A 17,451-nucleotide genomic window follows, 5' to 3' on the forward strand; every position below is an offset into this window, starting at 1 on the left:
GGCTATCCGCCGGGCCGGACGCCGGGGCGTGCTGGCTACCCTGACGGGCGTGGACCTCGACGCGTTCGTCCAGACGCACGCGCGCGAGTGGTCCCGCCTCGAGCAGCTGACGCGGCGGCGGCGCCTCAGCGCTGCGGAGGCCGACGAGCTGGTGTCGTTGTACCAGCAGGTCGCGACGCACCTGTCCGTCGTACGCTCCGCGGCGCCGGACCCCGGGCTCGTGCAGCGGCTGTCGATGCTCGTCAACCGGGCCCGGCAGGCCGTCTCCGGCAGGCGGGAGCCGGTGTGGCACGGCGTCGGGCGGTTCTTCGCCGTCGAGCTGCCGGCGGCGCTGTACCGCGCCGGGCCCGCGACGGTCGCCGTCGCGCTCGTGTTCCTCCTCGTCGCGGGCGCCTCAGGTTGGTGGGTGGCGGCCACGCCGGAGGCGCAGGCCGGCTTCGGCACCCCCGCGCAGATCCGGCAGCTGTGCGACGTCGAGTTCGCCGCCTACTACTCGGAGAACCCGGCGGCGTCCTTCGCCGGGCTCGTGTGGACGAACAACGCGTGGATCGCCGCACAGTCCATCGCCTTCGGCATCACCGGCCTGTTCCCGGCCTACGTCTTCCTGTCGAACGCGGTGAACGTCGGCGCGACCGGCGGGGTGATGGCCTCGTGCGGCAACCTCGGGACGTTCTTCTCCTTCATCACCCCGCACGGCCTCCTCGAGCTGACGGCGGTCTTCGTCGCCCTCGCCGCCGGGCTGCGGCTGTTCTGGGCGCTCGTCGACCCCGGCCCGCGGCCGCGGGTGGAGGCGCTGGGCGCCGAGGGGCGCGCGATGATCGGGATCGCGCTGGGCCTCGTGCCCGTGCTCTTCGTCTCCGGGCTGGTGGAGGCGTACGTGACCCCGGCGCCGCTGCCCACGTGGGCGCGCATCGCGATCGGTGCGCTGGTGTGGGCGGCCTTCATCGCGTACGCGGCCGTGATCGGCGGGCGCGCGGTCCGGCGGGGGGAGACCGGGGACGTGCGCCGGGAGACGCGCGGGGACCTCGACCTCGTCGCGGGCTGAAGCGCCGGGTGGGGCGCCGACGACGCGCGGGGGCACACGACGTGCCTCGTCACGACTCCCGGCCGCTCCGCCGAACCAGACGCAGTCCCGTCACGAGCAGCCACACGAGCCACGCGGCGAGGCCGGGCAGCCCGACGAGGAGGAGCGCGGAGCCGTCCGCGATCGCGAGGCCCGCCGCCCCGGCGACGAGGAGCAGCACACCACCCGCCACGCCGAGCAGACGCTGCCACGACGGCGTCAGCCCGCTCGCGTGGGCCGCCAGCGCGGCCCCGACGAGGGTCGCGCCGAGCGCCGGCAGGGCCAGCGCGAACGCTGCGGCGTGCATCTGCCAGGCGAGCTCGAAGGCCGGGGTGGGAGCGGCGGTCGCCTCGGCGGCCAGGACGGCGCCGACCCACAGCACGGCGTAGAGCGCCCACGCCGCCGAGAGCGCAGCGCCCGCGGCGACCGCGAGACGCGACCAGTCCGCACCTGCACTCCCGCGACGACTGACGAGCCCGTGCAGACCCGTCACGAACCCGAGCAGCAGCGGCAGGTGCAGCGCCTCCTGGCCGACCGCGACCGCCACCACGGCCCGGTTCTGCGCGTGCCACGCGAGCACCTCCTCGATCGGGTCCCCGTAGGCGGGCGCCCCCGCCCAGGCGAACAGGGCGTTCTGGCCCGCCATCGACAGGGCGAGGACCACGGCCGTCACGCCGACGACACGCGTCGTCGTCACCCGGGCGGCGGCCGGACCCGGCGCCGGGGCGACAGGACTGTCGGGGCGTTGATCGAGCTCCATCGGTTCTCCTCGCGTCTGGGTCGGACGGCGGTGCGTACGCCGTACGCGTACGCTGTACAGTGACGCGTACGGCGTACGCTCGTCAAGCGGTGCGACGAGAGCGAGGAGCCGTGTCCGAGAGGGAGAGACGCCAGGGGGCGTCAGGGTCCGGGTTGAGCACCCGGCGCGTGGTGGAGGAGGCGATCCGGCTCGCCGACCACGAGGGGGTCGACGGGCTCAGCATGCGTCGCTTGGCGGCCGTGCTCGGCGCCGGCGCGATGTCGCTCTACCGGTACGTCGCGAGCAAGGAGCATCTGCTCGACGCGATGGTCGACGTCGTGTTCGAGGAGATCGACCTCCCGCCGGAGGACGCCGACTGGCGGACGGCGATGCGACAGCGCTCGGCGTCCGCACGCGAGGTGTTCGCACGCCACCCCTGGGCCATCGGCGTCGTCGAGTCACGGACCTCGCCGGGGCCCGCCCACCTGCGCCACCGCGAAGCGGTCACCGCCTGCCTGCGCAGGGCCGGGTTCTCGGTCGTGACGGCGACGCACGCCCACTGGCTGCTCGACGCGTACGTCTACGGGTCGGCCCTGCAGGAGGCCACCCTGCCGTTCGACACCCGCGCGGACTTCGCGGACGTGACCGAGGAAGTCCTCCTGCCCCGGCTCGCCCCTGAGGAGTTCCCCTACCTCCACGAGTCGGCGGCGGAGCTCGTCGCCACCGGCTACGACCCGGCCGAGGAGTTCCTCTTCGGCCTCGACCTCGTCCTCGGTGCCCTCGAGCCTCTGAGGGGTCGGACGAGCGCGTAGTACCGACGGACCGACGGCAGGATGAAGACCGACCAGGCGACGACCGGCAGCAGCAGGAACAGCGCGACGACCGGGTTGAGCCGCAGGCCCCACTCGTCGTCCACGACGAGGCGGTCCACGGCGCCCACCGCGACGAGGAGAGGGAGGACGACGAGCGCGACCGGTCGCGCCCACGCGCGACGCCGCCACAGGGCGACCGCGCCCAGCAGCGCCCCGCCGCCGAGCGCCAGGAGACCCAGTCCGAACGGGAACACCTGCCACTGCGGCGGGGTGTCGCCTGCGAGGACCTGTGACGCGACGACCGCCACGTACGCGAGCGCGGGCAGCGTCGTTGCCAGGCCGAGCAGGACGAGCACGCCGAACGGGACCCACAGGACGTCGGGAGCGCGCGGCGCCGGAGCGGGCGCGGCGGTCCCCGGCATGTCGCTCACGCACCGATCATCGCTGGTGGCGGACCGCTGGGGCGAAGGCCGGGAGCCCGTCCTCGTCACGGCGAGCGCTAACGGCTCGTGAGGGCGACGCGCACCCCGAGGCCGATGAGCACGGCGCCGCTCACACCCTCGAGGCGGCGCCTCACCGACCGGCGCCGGAACCACGTGCCCGCGCGGCTGACGCCCATGGCGAGACCGAGATAGAGCAGCGTCTCGACCAGCACCTGGAGCAGCGCCAGCAGGGCGGTCGTCGCGAACAGCGGTCGGCTGGCCGGGATGAACTGCGGGTAGAACGCGATCATGAAGACGGCGGCCTTCGGGTTGGCCAGCTGCACGGCGGCCCCCTCACCGAAGCGGGTGAGCCACTGCCGTCGGCCGAGGGTCGCGACGACTGCGTGGCTGTCGGAGCCCGGCGCCGATCGTCGCCCCGCCGACGGCGCAGGGCGGTCCCGCCACAGCCTCACCCAGGCCCTCACACCGAGGTACAGGAGGACCCCTGCCCCCACGACGCGGAGCACGAGGAACGCAGCCTCGGACGCGGCGACCAGGGCGGCGAAGCCGGCAGCGGCGACCAGTGCCCACACGTACAGACCCAGCTCCAGCCCCAGCACCGTCGGCACCGCACCACGCCAGCCGTCGAGTGCGGCCCGGCGGAGGATCAGGGCCATGGCCGGACCCGGCGAGGCCGAGATGAGAACCACCGCCACGAGGAACGCCGGCAGCACGACGAGGAGGTCCACCACCGGATCGTGACACTGCGGGCGCCAGAGTCGCCACGCCGGTTCGGCGCATCCGCAGAGTCCGGCCCCGGTCCGCCGCGCCGTCGCCGGACGACCGGGTGACGACGCACGAACACGGCACCCTCACGGCTGGCGCAGGGGACCATCCCCGGTGTGAGCCGGACAGGACGTCCATCCTCCGACCTCGCGTCGGGCGACTCCGCTGACGCGGGCGGTCGGCTCGGCCCGGTCGTCGCCGTTCGGGCAGTGCTCCGGAAGACCTTCACGTGGTCCGGCCGTGCCAGGCGCTCGGAGTTCTGGTGGTGGACGCTCGCCGCACTCGCCGTCTACGTCCTGGCCATCGCCGTCGAGCTGCAGGTGGACCCCAGCGGCGACAGCGTGTGGCTGACGGGCGCCACGTGGCTCGCCCTCCTCCTCCCGACCCTGGCCGTCACCGTCCGACAACTCCACGACCGGTCGTTCTCCGCATTGCGCCTTCGACAGCTGGGCCGGACCCAACAGGTACGAGCCGAGAGGTCACCTGCGCGCACGACACGCCGGCGTGTCGTCGTAGCGGTGACCTCTCGCGCTCCGCCTCCGGAGCCGCTCCGCCTCAGAGCCGCCCCGCCGCCTTGAGCGCGAGGTAGCGGTCCGCGAGTGCCGGGGGCAGGTCGTCGGCGTCGCCGCGCACGACCTCGACCCCGAGCCGGCCGACCCACGCCGACACCGTCGCGGCGTCGAGGCGGGCGCGCTCGGCGGCGGCGGCGTCGTGCACGGCGGTCACGTCCCCGCGCCGCCGCGCCATCGCCGTCAGGGCGGGGTCGTCGACCGACGCGACGAGCACGAGGTGCTTGCGCGACAGCTGGCCGAGGGCCGGCAGGAGACCCGAGTTGACGCTCGTGGCGTCCAACGACGTCAGCAGCACCACGAGGGAGCGCCGCGACAGCCGCGTCAGCACCTGCGCCGCGACACCGGACCAGTCGGGCTCGACGAGCGCCGGCTCGACCGGCGCCATGACCTCGACCAGGCGGGGGAGCAGGTCCGTCCGGGAGGAGCCCTCCACCCGCGCCCGGACGCGACGGTCGTGGACGGCGAGGTCGACACGGTCCCCGGCACGGGACGCGAGCGCGGCCAGGAGCAGGGCCGCGTCCATGGCGGCGTCGAGGCGGGGTTCGTCGCCGATCCGCGCCGCGGAGCTCCGCCCGGCGTCGAGGACGAGCTGCACGTGGCGATCGCGCTCCGGGCGCCACGTGCGGACGACCACGGCGGAGCGGCGGGCGGTCGCCCGCCAGTCGATGGAGCGGACGTCGTCGCCGACGACGTACTCGCGCAGCGAGTCGAACTCGGTGCCCTGACCCCGCACCTGCACCGCGGAGCGTCCCTCGAGCTCGCGCAGCCGGGCCAGCCGGCTCGGCAGGTGGCGGCGGGACCGGAACGGCGGCAGCACCCGCAGCCGCCCCGGCAGGTCGAGGCTGCGCTGCCGCGCCGCCACCCCGAGCGGGCCGAGGCTGCGGACGGCGAGCCCGGGGGAGAGCCGGTCCCCGCGCCGGGTCGGGACCAGCGGCGTCGACACCCGGCGCCGCTCGCCCGCCGGCACGTCGAGGCGCTGCCGTGCGACCTGGGCGCCGGCCGAGGGCTGCCACGCGTCCCGGACGACGGCGCGGAGACGCCGCCGACCCGGGTTCGTCACGACGACGGACGCGACCGTCGGCTCGTCCTGCCGCACGGCAGCCATCGGCTCCCGCTCGAGCGCGAGCGCGCGGGGGGACGCCGCGAGCGCGAGGTCGACCACGACGGCGACCACCAGGACACCGAGCCAGCCGAGGAGGCTCGTCCAGCCGGGGACGAGGACGACCGCGACCACCCCCGCGAGGGCGAGGAGGACCGCGCGCCCGGTCAGCGCCACGGCGTCAGCGGGGGACGGGCGTCGCGGCGAGCACCGAGTCGAGGACGGACTCGACGCTCACGCCCTCGAGCTCGGCCTCGGGCCGCAGCCGCACCCGGTGCCGCAGGGTGGCGCGCGCCATCGCCTTGACGTCGTCCGGGGTCACGTAGTCGCGGCCGGTGAGCCACGCCCACGCCCGCGCCGTCTGCAGCAGGGCGGTCGACCCGCGGGGGGACACGCCGAGCGACAGCGACGGCGACACCCGGGTGGCGCGGGCGAGGTCGACGACGTAGGCGAGCACCTGCCGGTCCACCTGCACCCGCGCGACCGCCTCGCGCCCGGCGCGCAGGTCGTCCGGACCCGCGACCCGCCGCACCCCGGCCGCCTCGAGGTCGCGCGGGTCGAAACCGGCGGCGTGCCGGGCGAGGACCTCGACCTCCGCGTCGCGCTCGGGCAGCGGCATCGTCAGCTTGAGGAGGAAGCGGTCGAGCTGCGCCTCCGGCAGCGTGTACGTGCCCTCGTACTCCACGGGGTTCTGCGTGGCGGCGACGATGAACGGGTCGGGCAGCGGCCGGGGGGTGCCGTCGACGCTCACCTGCCGCTCCTCCATCGCCTCCAGCAGCGACGCCTGGGTCTTCGGCGGGGTCCGGTTGATCTCGTCGGCGAGCAGCAGGTTGGTGAACACCGGGCCCTCGCGGAACGAGAACTCCGCGGTCCGTGCGTCGTACACGAGGGAGCCGGTGACGTCGCCCGGCATGAGGTCGGGCGTGAACTGCACCCGTGTCGTCCGCAGGTGCAGCGCCGCGGACAGCGCCCGCACCGTCAGGGTCTTCGCGACACCGGGCACGCCCTCCAGCAGCACGTGCCCGCGGCACAGCAGCGCGATCACGAGGCCCGTGACGACCGCCTGCTGCCCGACCACCGCCTTGCCCACCTCGACCGGCAGCTGCTGCAGGGCCGCGCGCGGGTCGGCGGCGGGCTCGGGGGAGCCCGTCCAGGTCTGCGTGTCGGTCATCGTCGTGCCACCTCTCGTTCGAGCGTGTCGAGGTCGTCCGCGAGCCGGACGAGGCCGGCGTCGTCGGTGGGGTCGGGTCCGAGCAGGAGCGTCGCGACGGCCGTGGGGTCCCGGCCGGTGGCGTCCGCGGCGAGCCGGGCCACGGCCCGGGCGTCCGGCGAGCGGCCCGCGCCGAGCCGGCTCGCGAGGCGCCGGACCGAAGCCCGGCGCAGCACCCGGGCGCTCGTGCCGCGGGCGCCCGCCGCGCGGTACAGCCGCGCCCGCCCCTCCGTCGTCTCGACCGAGCGGACGACGGCGGGCAGACGCTCGGGGACGAGCCGGCCGAGGCGCCGCGATCGCCACACGACGGCGACGGCGAGGACGACGAGCAGCTGGATGCCGACCCACCGCACCCAGCGCGGGAGCAGCTCGAGCGGCGAGACGGTCCGCTCGCCGCCGGCGTCGAGGGCGGGGTCGAGGGGAGAGGCCCGGTACCAGTGGAGGACGGGGTCCTCACCGAGGGCACGGAGGGCGAGGGCGGCGTTGCCGGCCTGCGCGAGGGTCTCGTTCCGGAGGACCCCCTCCTGACCGAGGACGACGACCTGCCGGTCGCCGTCGGTGACGACGGCGTACGACCCGGCGTCCGGGCGGCTACCGCCCCCGGAGGGGTAGCAGACGACGACGTCGGCGTCAGGCGACGGCTGCTCCCCGTCGACACCGGGGACGGCCTCCTCCGACGGGACGTAGCGGGACCCGCCGGCGCGCGCGTCGCCCGCGGCGACGGCGTCCGGGGCGTCGCACTGCGGGTCGACGACCTCCGCGGCCGCCGCCCCGCCGAGGCTCAGCTCGGGTGCGAGGACCCGCAGCGTCGGCAGGCCGGGCTGCACGAGCACGAGCCGCGCCTCGGTGCCGCGCAGCGCCCGCAGGTTGTCCGGACGCAGGACCTCGGAGTCGAGGACGAGGACGGTCTCGTCGGCGTCCGCCTCGGCGAGCACGGTCGCCAGGTCGTCCTGCCGGAGCACCTCGACGCCTTCCCGCTCGAGGATGCGCGCCACCGCCTGCGCACCCTCGGGGGCGGGGTTGTCGGGGTCGAGCGGCTCCCCGGGTGCGCCGGTCGCGGTGGCGACGGACACGGCGACCCCGAGCAGCAGGACCACCACGACGAGGACGAGCGTCCGGTGCCGGCGCCACCACGCCCCGGCGCCGCGCTCCCGGCGGGCCTCGTCGCGGGCGTCGGCCTCGTCGTCGCGCACGTCGAGGGCGCGGTCGAGCCCGAGGAGGTCGGCGGGACCGCTCACGTGCCCGCCCCCGCGCGCGTCGCGACCGCGCCGGGCCGGGCGCGGGCGGTGGCGTCGTCGGCGGCGACGCACGCGTCGTACGCGGCCTCGTCGCCGTCGCGGCCGCCGTAGGTCACGTCGTCGAACGCGCGGGCGGCGGAGGTGAGCGCCTCGGAGGCGTCCGGGAGCAGCGCGCCGCCCTCCCGCGCGACCTCGTCGGCGGTCCGGCCGGGCCGCACGTCGAGGACGACGCGCTCCTCCAACGACCGGGCGACGGCGCGGAACCGCTCCTGGACGGCCTCCCGCCAGCGGCGCTCCCGGGCCGCCGCGACGGCCGCGGCGCGGTGCTCGGCGGCCGTGCGCACGGCACCGCCGAACAGGTCCGCGGCCGCCGGTCCGCGTCGCCGCGCCCGCCGCCGCAGCGGCCCGGCGAGGAGCAGGACGAGGGCGACGACCGCGAGCACGACGAGCGCGGCGACGACGAGACCACCGGTACCGCCGACGCCCTGCACGTCGGCGAGGAGCTCCTCGAGCCGGTCGAGCACCCAGCCGAGCACCCGCTGGACGAGTCCTGGCTCGGCGCGCGTGTACTCCGGCCGCGTGAGCTCCTCCACCGCCCACCGGCGGGCCGTCTCGCGGTCGGGCTCCACGACCCCACGGGACAGCGGGAGGACGAGGCCCGCGAGGGCTCCCGTCACGCCCGCTCGTCCGCCAGGACGCGGGAGAGCGCGACGTCGAGGCCCTCGAGGCGCATCCGCCGGTCGACGTAGAGCAGCGCCGTGACGGCGGCGAGGTACGGCACGACGACGACGGTCGCGACGGTCGAGCCGAGCGCGACCCCGCCGACGTAGAGGACCGCCCCGACGGCGGGTGACGGCGCGAGGGCGAGCCCGAGCCCCGCGACGACGGAGAACGGCGCGGCGAGCAGCGACGACACCGCCTGCGTGAGCAGGAGGGCGAGCAGGAGCACCCCGAACGTGCGCCAGAACGCACCGCGGGTGAGGTGCCACGACCGGCGGACGGCGTCGACGAGGCGTGCCCGCTCGACGACGAGCACGACGGGGACGTACACGAGGCGCACCGCGAGCCAGACCGAGAGGACGGCGACCCCGATGCCGAGGACGACGAGGCTCACGACTCCGCCCGCGACCTGCTCGAGCACGAGGAGGGTGATGCCGGGTGCGAGCGCGGTCGCGACGAGCAGCGACCCGCCGAGGGACAGCAGCAGCGACCAGCCGACGAGGACGAGGACCCGGCCGCGCGCCCGCTGCCACAGCTCCCCGGCCGACAGCTTCCGGTCCACCGCGCTCTGCGTGACCGAGAGGATGAGCAGCCCGGTGAGGACGACGAGCGCGACCGACTGGATGAACCCGGCGGGGACGAGCGCGGCGAACACCCCGAGGGCGGCGACGGCGTCGTCCCCGCTCGCGGGGGCGTCGGGGTCGGTGAAGGTCGGCAGGGAGACCAGCCCGCCGAGCGGCAGGGCGACGAGGACGTTCGTCACGGTGAGGACGATCGCCGTCAGCCCGAGCATGACCGCCGGGTTGTGGCGGATGGCCCGGAAGGAGCCGTCGAAGAAGTCGGAGAAGCCGAGCGGTCGCAGCGGCACGATGCCCCGCCGCGTGAGGACGCTGCCGTACGGCTGCTGCCCCTGCCGGCGTTGGACGTCGGTCCACCCCCCGACGCCGCGCTGGTCCTGCGGCGGGGGCGGACCGGGCTGGGGCGGGGGAGCGGCGGGGGTCCACGGGGACGCGGTCTCGGGCGTCACCCAGCCGCCGGCGGGCGGGCGGTCGTCCGGGCCGGTGCCTCCGGGCGCCGGTGTGCTCACGCGGTCCCTCCCCGTCGTCGTCCCGGTCCCCGCGACCGCGACGACGCTCATCGTGCCATCCCGACCCCGCGTCCCGACCTGCGCGTCCTCCCTCCGGGTGCACCTGCGTGCCACCTCGATGCCGCATCATGGGAGCCATGCGTGGCCGCGTACTCGTCGTCGACGACGACCCCGCCCTGTCGGAGATGCTCGGGATCGTGCTGCGGGGCGAGGGCCTGGAGCCGGTGTTCTGCGCCGACGGCTCCCGGGCGCTGGAGGAGTTCCGCGCCCGCAAGCCCGACGTCGTGCTCCTCGACGTCATGCTGCCGGGCGTCGACGGCATCACGGTGGCGCAGCAGATCCGTGCGGAGTCCGGCACGCCCATCGTCATGCTGACGGCGAAGTCCGACACCGTCGACGTCGTCCTCGGCCTGGAGTCCGGCGCCGACGACTACGTCGTGAAGCCGTTCAAGCCGAAGGAGCTCGTCGCGCGCGTGCGGGCGCGGCTGCGCCGCAGCGACACCGCGACGCCGGAGGTCCTGCGCATCGGCGACCTCGTCGTCGACGTGCCCGGTCACTCCGTCGAGCGCAACGGCGAGCACATCGCCCTCACCCCGCTGGAGTTCGACCTCCTCGTCGCCCTCGCCCGCAAGCCGTGGCAGGTCTTCACCCGCGAGGCGCTGCTCGAGCAGGTGTGGGGCTACCAGCACGCCGCCGACACCCGCCTCGTCAACGTCCACGTGCAGCGGCTGCGGGCCAAGATCGAGCGCGACCCCGAGAACCCCGCCTTCGTGCTGACGGTCCGGGGCGTCGGCTACCGCGCCGGCAGCGCGAGGGAGCCGGTGTCCTGAGCCGCCTCCGTGCCGCGCTCGGTGCCCTCGCCCAGCGGTGGCGCCGGTCGCTCCACGTCCGGGTCGTCGTCCTCACCGTGTCGCTCGGCACGGTCGTCGTCGTCGCCATCGGGCAGCTCGTCCTCTACGACGTCGCGAACGGCCTCGTCGAGCAGCGCACCCGCGTCGCCTTCGTCGAGAGCGCCGCGCAGGCCGCCCGCGTGCAGGAGGCCTTCGACCAGGCCGCCGCCCAGGACGTCACCGCCGAGCAGCAGCTCGTCAACGACCTCCTGCCCCGCCTCGAGGGGGCGGGCGCGCAGCGGCTGCGGGAGGTCGTGCTCCTGCGCTCGGTCGGCAACGAGCGCGCCGTCCGGCTCGGGGACACCTACAGCGACGGGCTGCTGCCCAGCACCATCACCCCGGAGCTGCGCGCGGCCGTCACCGACGACCCCGAGCGGCAGCAGGCCCAGCTGCTGCAGGTGCGCAGCAGCGGCCCCGACGACGGTGACCCCGCCATCGCCGTGGGCGAGCGCATCGAGCTGCCGCTCTCGGGCGAGCACGACCTGTTCCTCGTCTACCGCCTCGACCAGGAGCAGCAGAGCCTCGCCGTCGTCGAGCGCGCCCTCCTGCTCGGCCAGGTCGCGCTCGTCCTCCTCGTCGGGGCCATCGCGTGGCTCGTCACCCGCCTCGTCGTCGAACCGGTCCGCGAGGCCGCCGGGACCGCCGAGCGGCTCGCCGGCGGACAGCTCGACGTCCGCATGGCCGAGCGCGGCGAGGACGACCTCGCCCTGCTGTCGCGCAGCTTCAACGCCATGGCGGCGAGCCTCCAGCGGCAGATCGTCCAGCTCGAGCAGCTGTCGCACCTGCAGCAGCGCTTCGTCAGCGACGTCTCCCACGAGCTGCGGACGCCCCTCACGACCATCCGGATGGCCGCGGACCTCCTCCACGACCGCCGGCACGACTTCGACGCCGACCTCGCCCGCAGCGTCGAGCTCCTCCAGGCGCAGATCGACCGGTTCGAGGCGCTGCTCGCCGACCTCCTCGAGGTGAGCCGCTTCGACGCCGGGGCCGCCGAGCTCGACACCGAGGCGGTCGACGTCGCCGACGTCGTCCGCCACGCGACCGAGACCGCCCGGCCGATCGCCGACGCGCGCGGCGTCGTGCTCGTGGTCCACGCGCCGGCCCAGCCCGTCATGGCGCAGGTCGACCGGCGCCGCGTCGAGCGGGTCGTCCGCAACCTCGTGAGCAACGCCGTCGAGCACGCCGAGGGCACCGACGTCACCGTCACGGTCGCCGCGGACGCGCAGGCGGTCGGGGTCGGGGTCCGCGACCACGGCGTCGGCCTCGACGGTGCGGAGCTCGGCCGGGTCTTCGACCGGTTCTGGCGCGCCGACCCCGCCCGCGCCCGGACGACCGGCGGGACCGGCCTCGGCCTCGCGATCTCCCTGGAGGACGCGCGCCTGCACGGCGGCCGGCTCGAGGTGTGGGGGCGTCCCGGGGAGGGTGCGCACTTCCTCATGACGGTGCCGCGACGGGCCGGCGCCGACCCGGGCGCAGGGCCCCTCGCCGTCGTCCCCGAGGACGGCACGGACGGCACGGACGGCACGGACGGCACGGACGGCACGGACGGCACGGACGGCGCCGGAGCGACGGGGGCGGCAGCCGCACCGGACGCACCTGTCGCGGACGCTGCGGACGCCTCCGGGTTCGTACCTCCCGGTGCCGCGGGCGACCCTGCGGGCACGCGCGACGCGGAGGTGATCCGGTGACCGCGCGGCCGCCGCGCGCGCGGGCGGCCCGGGCGGTGCGCGCGGTGCTCGCCGTCCTGCTCGGGCTCGTGCTCGCCGGCTGCGCGAGCCTGCCGACGACCGGGCGGGTCGTCGCCGGCGGCGACGTCGACCAGCAGGGCGTCCGGCCGGCGCTGCGGGTGGCGGCCGCCGGACCCGTGCCCGGTGCGGACGAGCGCGAGCTCGTCACCGGGTTCCTCGCCGCCGTCGCCGGGCTCGACGACTACAGCGTCGCGCGGGAGTTCCTCGCCCCCGGTGCGGAGGACTGGCGACCGGCGGACCGCACGGTCGTGCACCAGGGCCTCCAGGTCCTGTCCTCCGACGTCGAGGGCGACGAGGCGACCGTCCGGCTCAGCGCCGTCGTCGTCGCCCGCATCGACGGCAACGGCCGCTACGTGCCGCAGAGCCCGACGACCGAGGAGCAGGTGTACCGGCTCGAGCGCGTCGCGGGGGAGTGGCGCATCAGCGAGCTGCCGACGGGCGTCCTCGTCAGCGAGATCGACGCCGACCGCGTGCTCAGCGACTTCGGGGTCTGGTTCCCCGACCCGACCGGCACCTACCTCGTGCCCGACGTCCGCTGGTTCCCCCATCTGACGTCGTCGGCGACGAGCCTCGTGCGGGCGCTGCTCGCCGGGCCGAGCGCCCCGTACCTCGGCGCGCTCACGACCGCCGTCCCCGAGGGGACGCGGCTGGGGCTCGCGACCGTCCCCGTCGAGAACGGCATCGCGACCGTCGACCTCACCGACGACGTCCTCGTCGCCGACAGCGCCCAGCGCTCCCTCCTGCTCTCGCAGCTGCGGCAGACGCTGCGTGCGGTGCCCGGCGTCAGCAACGTGTCGGTGACGGTCGACGGCGCCCCGCTGCCCGACGTGCAGCCGGAGGACGGTCTGCAGGGCACCCAGCTGCGGGTCGACCCGGGGGTCGACGACCGGCCCTACGTGCTGGGCGCGCCGACGGGCGGTGCAACCGGCTCCCCCGGCGAGGGCGGCGACGGTGACGGTGACGGTGACGGCGAGGAGGGGCCGGACGCCACCGCGGATCCCGTCGAGACCGAGCCGGCCGTGGGGCCGGACGGTCGTACCGTCGCCCCGCCCGGGGCGCAGCTCCTGCGCCTCGACCTCGACGGCGCGACCCCGGTCGACGGCACCGAGGCGCTCACCGACCTCGTGCGCACAGGTCTCGCGGCGTCGTACGACGGGGAGACGTTCGCGGGGCTCGACGCCGACCGGACGGCGCTGTGGGTCCAGCAGACCGGCTCGCCGCCCGTCGAGCTCGTCACCGGCAGCGGCCTCACGCAGCCCTCCTTCGACCCGCCGCCGCTCGGCTGGCTGTGGACGGTGTCCGCCGACCCCGACGGGGGGCCGCCCCGGGTGCTCGCGGCGGCGTCGTCGACCGAACCGGTCGAGGCGCGGTGGCTGACGAGCGGCGACGAGGTGCGGGCGCTGCGCGTGAGCCGCGACGGCACACGGGTCGTCGTCGTCGTCGCGCGGCGCGACGGGTCGGTCGTCGTGGAGGTGAGGGGCGTCCGCCGGGACGCGGGCAACCAGCCCCTGTCGCTGTCCGAGGCCGCGATCCGGCTCGCCCCGCAGGTCCTCGACGCCGTCGACGCGGCGTGGGTGGGCGACGACCAGGTGGTCGTCCTCGGCCGCTCCGGCGAGGAGCCCCTGCGGCCGTTCCTCGCCCAGGTCGGCGGTCCCGCCCAGCCGCTGGCACCCACCCCGGGAGCGGTGACGGTGTCGAGCGGGCTGGGGGAGCGCTCGATCGTCGTCGGTACCTCCGACGGCACCGTGCTGCGCCGCTCCGGCAGCCTGTGGATCGACGGCGCCTCCGGGGTGTCGCCCGCGCACCCCGGCTGAGGCGGGGGTCCCGTCCACAGCCACCGCGGGTCGTCCCCAGGCGACGGCGCCCCCGACGCGGACGAGGCGCCCGGCCCACGCTGAGGCGGTGGGTCGGGGCGAGGGGACGGTCGGCGGGTCGCTGCTCGCCGGTCTCGACGGTGTCGTGAGGGTGCTCCTGCCGGTCTCCTGCCCCGGCTGCGGGTGCCCGGACGTCGTGGTGTGCCCGTCGTGCCGCCACCGGGTCCTGTCCGGGCCGGCGCTCCACCGGATCCTGGTCGACGGCACCCCGGCGGTCGCCTCGGCGTCGTGGCGCGGGCCGGCCGCCGGGCTCGTCGGGGGCCTCAAGGAGCGGGGCCGCACCGACGTCCTCGACGTGCTGGCGGCCGCGCTGGCCCGTGCCGTCGCGCTGCTGCTGTGGCCGGCGGAGGGCGGTCCGCGCCACGACGCCGGCCCGCCGGTCCCCCCGGTCCTGCCGGGGGCGGGGGGTCCCGTGCTGCTCGTCCCGCCGCCGGCGACGTGGCGGGCCGTGGTGCGCCGTCGCGACCGCCCGGGGGAGCGGCTCGCCGGGCACGCCGCCGACCGTCTCCGTCGCGCGGGCGCCGACGTGGTCGCCGTCCCGGCCCTCGCGCTGCGCCGCCGTGTCGTCGACCAGGCGGGACTCGGGCGCGTCGCGCGCGAGCAGAACCTCACCGGTGCCCACCGCCTGCGGCCCGGTCTCGGCGGTGTCGTCGCCGGCCGCGACGTCGTGGTCGTCGACGACGTCGTGACGAGCGGTGCCACCGCCGTCGAGGCGGGTGCGACGCTCCGGGCGGCCGGGGCGCGGGTCGTGGGGACCGCGAGCGTGGCGCACGCGTGATGCCGCCCGGATCGCCGCCCGGATCGCCGCCCGGATCGCCGCCCCGGCTTCACGCGGGCGCGACGGGGGACTAACGTTCTGTCATGGAGCAGGCCGCGGTCCTCGGGACCGCGGCCTCCTGCGTCCTCGGCCGGTCCGCCGCCCGGCCCGGGGGGGTGGTCGCCCGGTCCTGAGCACCGTCGGCACCCGTCCGGGCGGCCGTCGTCAGGGCCACCACCTGATGCACGTGTCTCTGCACCCACGCACTCAGGAGGCTCCATGGACGTCACCGTGACCGCACGACACACCCACGTGTCCGACCGGTTCCGTCGCCACCTCGAGGAGAAGGTCGAGAAGGTCGAGCAGCTCTGCCCGCGCTGCATCCGCGTCGACGCGGTCGTCAGCGAGGAGAAGAACCCGCGGCAGCAGAGCAGCTCCCACCGGATCGAGCTGACGGTTCTCAGCAAGGGACCCGTCGTGCGCGGCGAGGCCCGTGCCGGCGACCCGTACGCGGCGCTCGACCTGGCGCTCGCGAAGCTGTACGAACGCCTCAGGCGCGCGCGGGACCGTCGCAAGGTGCACCACGGACGTCATGCCCCCGAACCCCTCCACCGCGCCAGCGCGCGCTGGGACGGCATCGACCTCGACGCCGAGCGCGAGGTCGCCGCCGGGGTGGCCGCACCCGCCCTCAACGGGCACGCACCGACCGCGGAGGCGGGCGCCGACGCCGCCCCGGGCGAGGTGGCGGACGACCGTGCGTCCTCGGACGGCGCGACGGGCCTCGACGGCTCGCCCGTCGAGATCCGCGAGAAGGTCCACCCGGCCGTGCCGATGACCCCCGAGCAGGCGCTGTACGAGATGGAGCTCGTCGGCCACGACTTCTACCTCTTCGTCGACGCCGCCACCGGCATGCCGAGCGCCATGTACCGGCGCAAGGGCTGGAGCTACGGCGTGATCCGGCTCAGCGACCGCGCCACCGACGAGGCGGAGCAGCGCAGCAGCGAGGTCCCGGTGATGGCCGGCCACGACTGAGCGCACCCGACCCGCGCCGACGGCCCCCGCCACCGACACTGGTGACGGGGGCCGTCGGTGTCTCCTGCGAGGATCCGCCGGTGCCCCGAGAGCTGCTGCGCGCGGACCAGGCCCGCCGTCTCGCCCTCGGCGCGCAGGGACTGCTGGCCGCGCGCCCTCGGCCGGGCGCCGCGAGCGACCGCGGCCACGTGCGGCGCCTCGTCGAGCGGCTCGGCGCCGTCCAGGTGGACTCCGTCAACGTCGTCGCCCGCGCCCACCTGCTGCCGTTCCTCGCCCGCCTCGGTGACTACCGGCCCGACGTCCTCGACGCGGCGCTCCGGGCGAGCTCCTCGCGCCCGCCCGTCGCGTGGGAGTACTGGGGACACGAGGCCTCCTACGTCCCCGCCGGGGCGCTCGCCGCCCTCCGCTTCCGCATGCGCGAGGCCGAGGAACGCGCGTGGGGCGGGATGCTCGACGTCGCCCGCCGCCGTCCCCAGCTGCTGACCGACGTCGTCGCGGCGCTCGCCGACGGCCCGCTCACCGCACGGCAGCTCCAGGCGCTCCTCGAGCCCGCGCACCGACGCCGCAGCGACCACTGGGGCTGGAACTGGTCCGACGTCAAGCGCGCCGTCGAGATGGCCTTCTGGTCCGGGCAGGTGACGAGTGCCGGGCGGACCACCCAGTTCGAGCGCCGCTACGACCTGCCCGAACGGGTGTGGCCCGCCGAGGCCCTGCGCACGCCGTGGCCGGACCGCGTGGAGGCGGCCCTCGAGCTGGTCCGGAGGGCGGGTCTCGCCCTGGGCGTCGCGACCCTCGACGACCTCGCCGACCACTACCGGCTCCGCACCGCCGACGCACGGGGCGCGGTCGCCGCGCTCGTCGAGTCCGGCGACCTGGTCCCCGTCGAGGTCGTGGGCTGGGACGCCCCGGCGTGGCGGCACACCGCGGTCCCGCTGCCGCGGGCGAGCGCGGTCGAGGGCCCGGGCGTCCTGCTCGCGCCCTTCGACCCGCTGGTGTGGCACCGGCCCCGCACGGAGCGGCTCTTCGGGTTCCGCTACCGGCTCGAGATCTACGTGCCGGCCGCCCGCCGGGTCCACGGCTACTACGTGCTGCCCTTCCTCCACCGCGGGCGTCTCGTCGCCCGGGTCGACCTCAAGGCGGACCGCAGGGCCGGCCGGCTGCTCGTCCGGGCCGCCTGGGCGGAGGCCGGCACGGACGGCGACGACGTCGCCGCCCTCGCCGCCGAGTGCGGGCGGGTGGGGCGCTGGCTCGGGTGCCCGGACGTCGTCGTCGAGCCGCTGGGGGACCTGGCGGCTCCCCTCGCGCTGGCCTGCCGGGCGGTCACCGGCCGCTGAGGGGGTCGGGCGGACGACGGCCGACGGTGGGTCGACGTCGCGGTCCGGGCCCCGGACCGGCGTCTACG

Annotated in this window: 17 protein-coding genes; 9 read left to right on the top strand and 8 right to left on the bottom strand. The window is 76.4% G+C overall.

The window, feature by feature from the left end:
• Window positions 1–49 precede the first annotated feature (49 nt).
• A complete protein-coding gene (locus WAB14_RS03050; protein ID WP_340267245.1) occupies window positions 50–1,045 on the top strand; it encodes a stage II sporulation protein M in 996 nt (331 codons plus the stop codon).
• Window positions 1,046–1,094: 49 nt separating this feature from the next.
• Here WAB14_RS03050 and WAB14_RS03055 read toward each other — a convergent pair whose 3' ends face one another.
• Window positions 1,095–1,823: a hypothetical protein gene (locus WAB14_RS03055; protein WP_340267246.1), complete on the bottom strand. Its 729-nt coding sequence runs from the start codon at window positions 1,821–1,823 to the stop codon at window positions 1,095–1,097.
• A 152-nt stretch (window positions 1,824–1,975) separates the two neighbouring features.
• On the opposite strand from WAB14_RS03055, the gene WAB14_RS03060 reads away from it, so the two are divergent.
• Entirely contained in the window at window positions 1,976–2,614 is a 639-nt protein-coding gene (locus tag WAB14_RS03060; RefSeq protein ID WP_377002426.1) for a TetR/AcrR family transcriptional regulator, read from the top strand.
• On the opposite strand, the gene WAB14_RS03065 is transcribed toward WAB14_RS03060, so the two are convergent.
• Both WAB14_RS03065 and WAB14_RS03070 read right to left on the bottom strand, forming a co-directional pair.
• Entirely contained in the window at window positions 2,530–3,045 is a 516-nt protein-coding gene (locus WAB14_RS03065) for a hypothetical protein (RefSeq protein ID WP_340267250.1), read from the bottom strand. The genes WAB14_RS03060 and WAB14_RS03065 overlap by 85 nt on opposite strands.
• A gap of 68 nt (window positions 3,046–3,113) precedes the next feature.
• Window positions 3,114–3,785: a LysE family translocator gene (locus WAB14_RS03070; RefSeq protein ID WP_340267252.1), complete on the bottom strand. Its 672-nt coding sequence runs from the start codon at window positions 3,783–3,785 to the stop codon at window positions 3,114–3,116.
• Between the two features lie 246 nt (window positions 3,786–4,031).
• On the opposite strand from WAB14_RS03070, the gene WAB14_RS18210 reads away from it, so the two are divergent.
• Window positions 4,032–4,400: a DUF805 domain-containing protein gene (locus WAB14_RS18210; protein ID WP_377002431.1), complete on the top strand. Its 369-nt coding sequence runs from the start codon at window positions 4,032–4,034 to the stop codon at window positions 4,398–4,400.
• Here WAB14_RS18210 and WAB14_RS03075 read toward each other — a convergent pair.
• Genes WAB14_RS03075 through WAB14_RS03095 form a run of 5 tightly spaced genes read right to left on the bottom strand, consistent with a single transcriptional unit; the run spans window position 4,378 to window position 9,799 of the window.
• Window positions 4,378–5,670, bottom strand: coding sequence for a DUF58 domain-containing protein (locus WAB14_RS03075; protein ID WP_340267254.1), 1,293 nt, complete (start codon window positions 5,668–5,670; stop codon window positions 4,378–4,380). The genes WAB14_RS18210 and WAB14_RS03075 overlap by 23 nt on opposite strands.
• A 4-nt stretch (window positions 5,671–5,674) precedes the next feature.
• Entirely contained in the window at window positions 5,675–6,664 is a 990-nt protein-coding gene (locus WAB14_RS03080) for an AAA family ATPase (RefSeq protein WP_340267256.1), read from the bottom strand.
• A complete protein-coding gene (locus tag WAB14_RS03085) occupies window positions 6,661–7,941 on the bottom strand; it encodes a DUF4350 domain-containing protein (protein WP_340267258.1) in 1,281 nt (426 codons plus the stop codon). Before WAB14_RS03085 ends, WAB14_RS03080 begins: the two co-directional genes overlap by 4 nt.
• Window positions 7,938–8,618 (bottom strand): DUF4129 domain-containing protein, encoded by a 681-nt coding sequence (locus WAB14_RS03090; RefSeq protein ID WP_340267260.1) that lies wholly within the window; start codon window positions 8,616–8,618, stop codon window positions 7,938–7,940. Before WAB14_RS03090 ends, WAB14_RS03085 begins: the two co-directional genes overlap by 4 nt.
• Window positions 8,615–9,799, bottom strand: a complete 1,185-nt coding sequence (locus tag WAB14_RS03095; protein WP_340267262.1) for a DUF7847 domain-containing protein — start codon at window positions 9,797–9,799, stop codon at window positions 8,615–8,617. Before WAB14_RS03095 ends, WAB14_RS03090 begins: the two co-directional genes overlap by 4 nt.
• An 86-nt stretch (window positions 9,800–9,885) precedes the next feature.
• Here WAB14_RS03095 and mtrA point away from each other — a divergent pair, with 86 nt between their 5' ends.
• The 6 genes from mtrA to WAB14_RS03125 all read left to right on the top strand — a co-directional run bounded on the left by mtrA (window position 9,886) and on the right by WAB14_RS03125 (window position 17,383).
• A complete protein-coding gene (mtrA, locus tag WAB14_RS03100; RefSeq protein ID WP_340267264.1) occupies window positions 9,886–10,578 on the top strand; it encodes an MtrAB system response regulator MtrA in 693 nt (230 codons plus the stop codon).
• Window positions 10,575–12,326 carry an MtrAB system histidine kinase MtrB gene (gene mtrB, locus WAB14_RS03105; protein WP_340267412.1) on the top strand — a complete coding sequence of 584 codons (1,752 nt, stop codon included), beginning with the start codon at window positions 10,575–10,577 and terminating at the stop codon, window positions 12,324–12,326. Before mtrA ends, mtrB begins: the two co-directional genes overlap by 4 nt.
• On the top strand, window positions 12,323–14,200 hold the full coding sequence (locus WAB14_RS03110) for an LpqB family beta-propeller domain-containing protein (protein WP_340267266.1): 1,878 nt from the start codon (window positions 12,323–12,325) through the stop codon (window positions 14,198–14,200). Before mtrB ends, WAB14_RS03110 begins: the two co-directional genes overlap by 4 nt.
• 88 nt (window positions 14,201–14,288) lie before the next feature.
• Window positions 14,289–15,038 (top strand): ComF family protein, encoded by a 750-nt coding sequence (locus tag WAB14_RS03115; RefSeq protein WP_340267268.1) that lies wholly within the window; start codon window positions 14,289–14,291, stop codon window positions 15,036–15,038.
• Between the two features lie 258 nt (window positions 15,039–15,296).
• Entirely contained in the window at window positions 15,297–16,049 is a 753-nt protein-coding gene (hpf, locus tag WAB14_RS03120) for a ribosome hibernation-promoting factor, HPF/YfiA family (protein WP_340267270.1), read from the top strand.
• 80 nt (window positions 16,050–16,129) lie between these two features.
• A complete protein-coding gene (locus tag WAB14_RS03125; RefSeq protein ID WP_340267272.1) occupies window positions 16,130–17,383 on the top strand; it encodes a winged helix-turn-helix domain-containing protein in 1,254 nt (417 codons plus the stop codon).
• Window positions 17,384–17,451: the final 68 nt, after the last annotated feature.

The organism is Aquipuribacter nitratireducens, assembly GCF_037860835.1.
Classification (GTDB): domain Bacteria; phylum Actinomycetota; class Actinomycetes; order Actinomycetales; family JBBAYJ01; genus Aquipuribacter; species Aquipuribacter nitratireducens.

Bases quoted from the DNA above. Each gene is read 5' to 3' on its own strand.
- WAB14_RS03055 (WP_340267246.1), bottom strand. From the start codon at position 1,823: ATGGAGCTCGATCAACGCCCCGACAGTCCTGTCGCCCCGGCGCCGGGT.
- WAB14_RS03080 (WP_340267256.1), bottom strand. From the start codon at position 6,664: ATGACCGACACGCAGACCTGGACGGGCTCCCCCGAGCCCGCCGCCGAC.
- WAB14_RS03095 (WP_340267262.1), bottom strand. From the start codon at position 9,799: ATGAGCGTCGTCGCGGTCGCGGGGACCGGGACGACGACGGGGAGGGAC.
- mtrA (WP_340267264.1), top strand. From the start codon at position 9,886: ATGCGTGGCCGCGTACTCGTCGTCGACGACGACCCCGCCCTGTCGGAG.
- hpf (WP_340267270.1), top strand. From the start codon at position 15,297: ATGGACGTCACCGTGACCGCACGACACACCCACGTGTCCGACCGGTTC.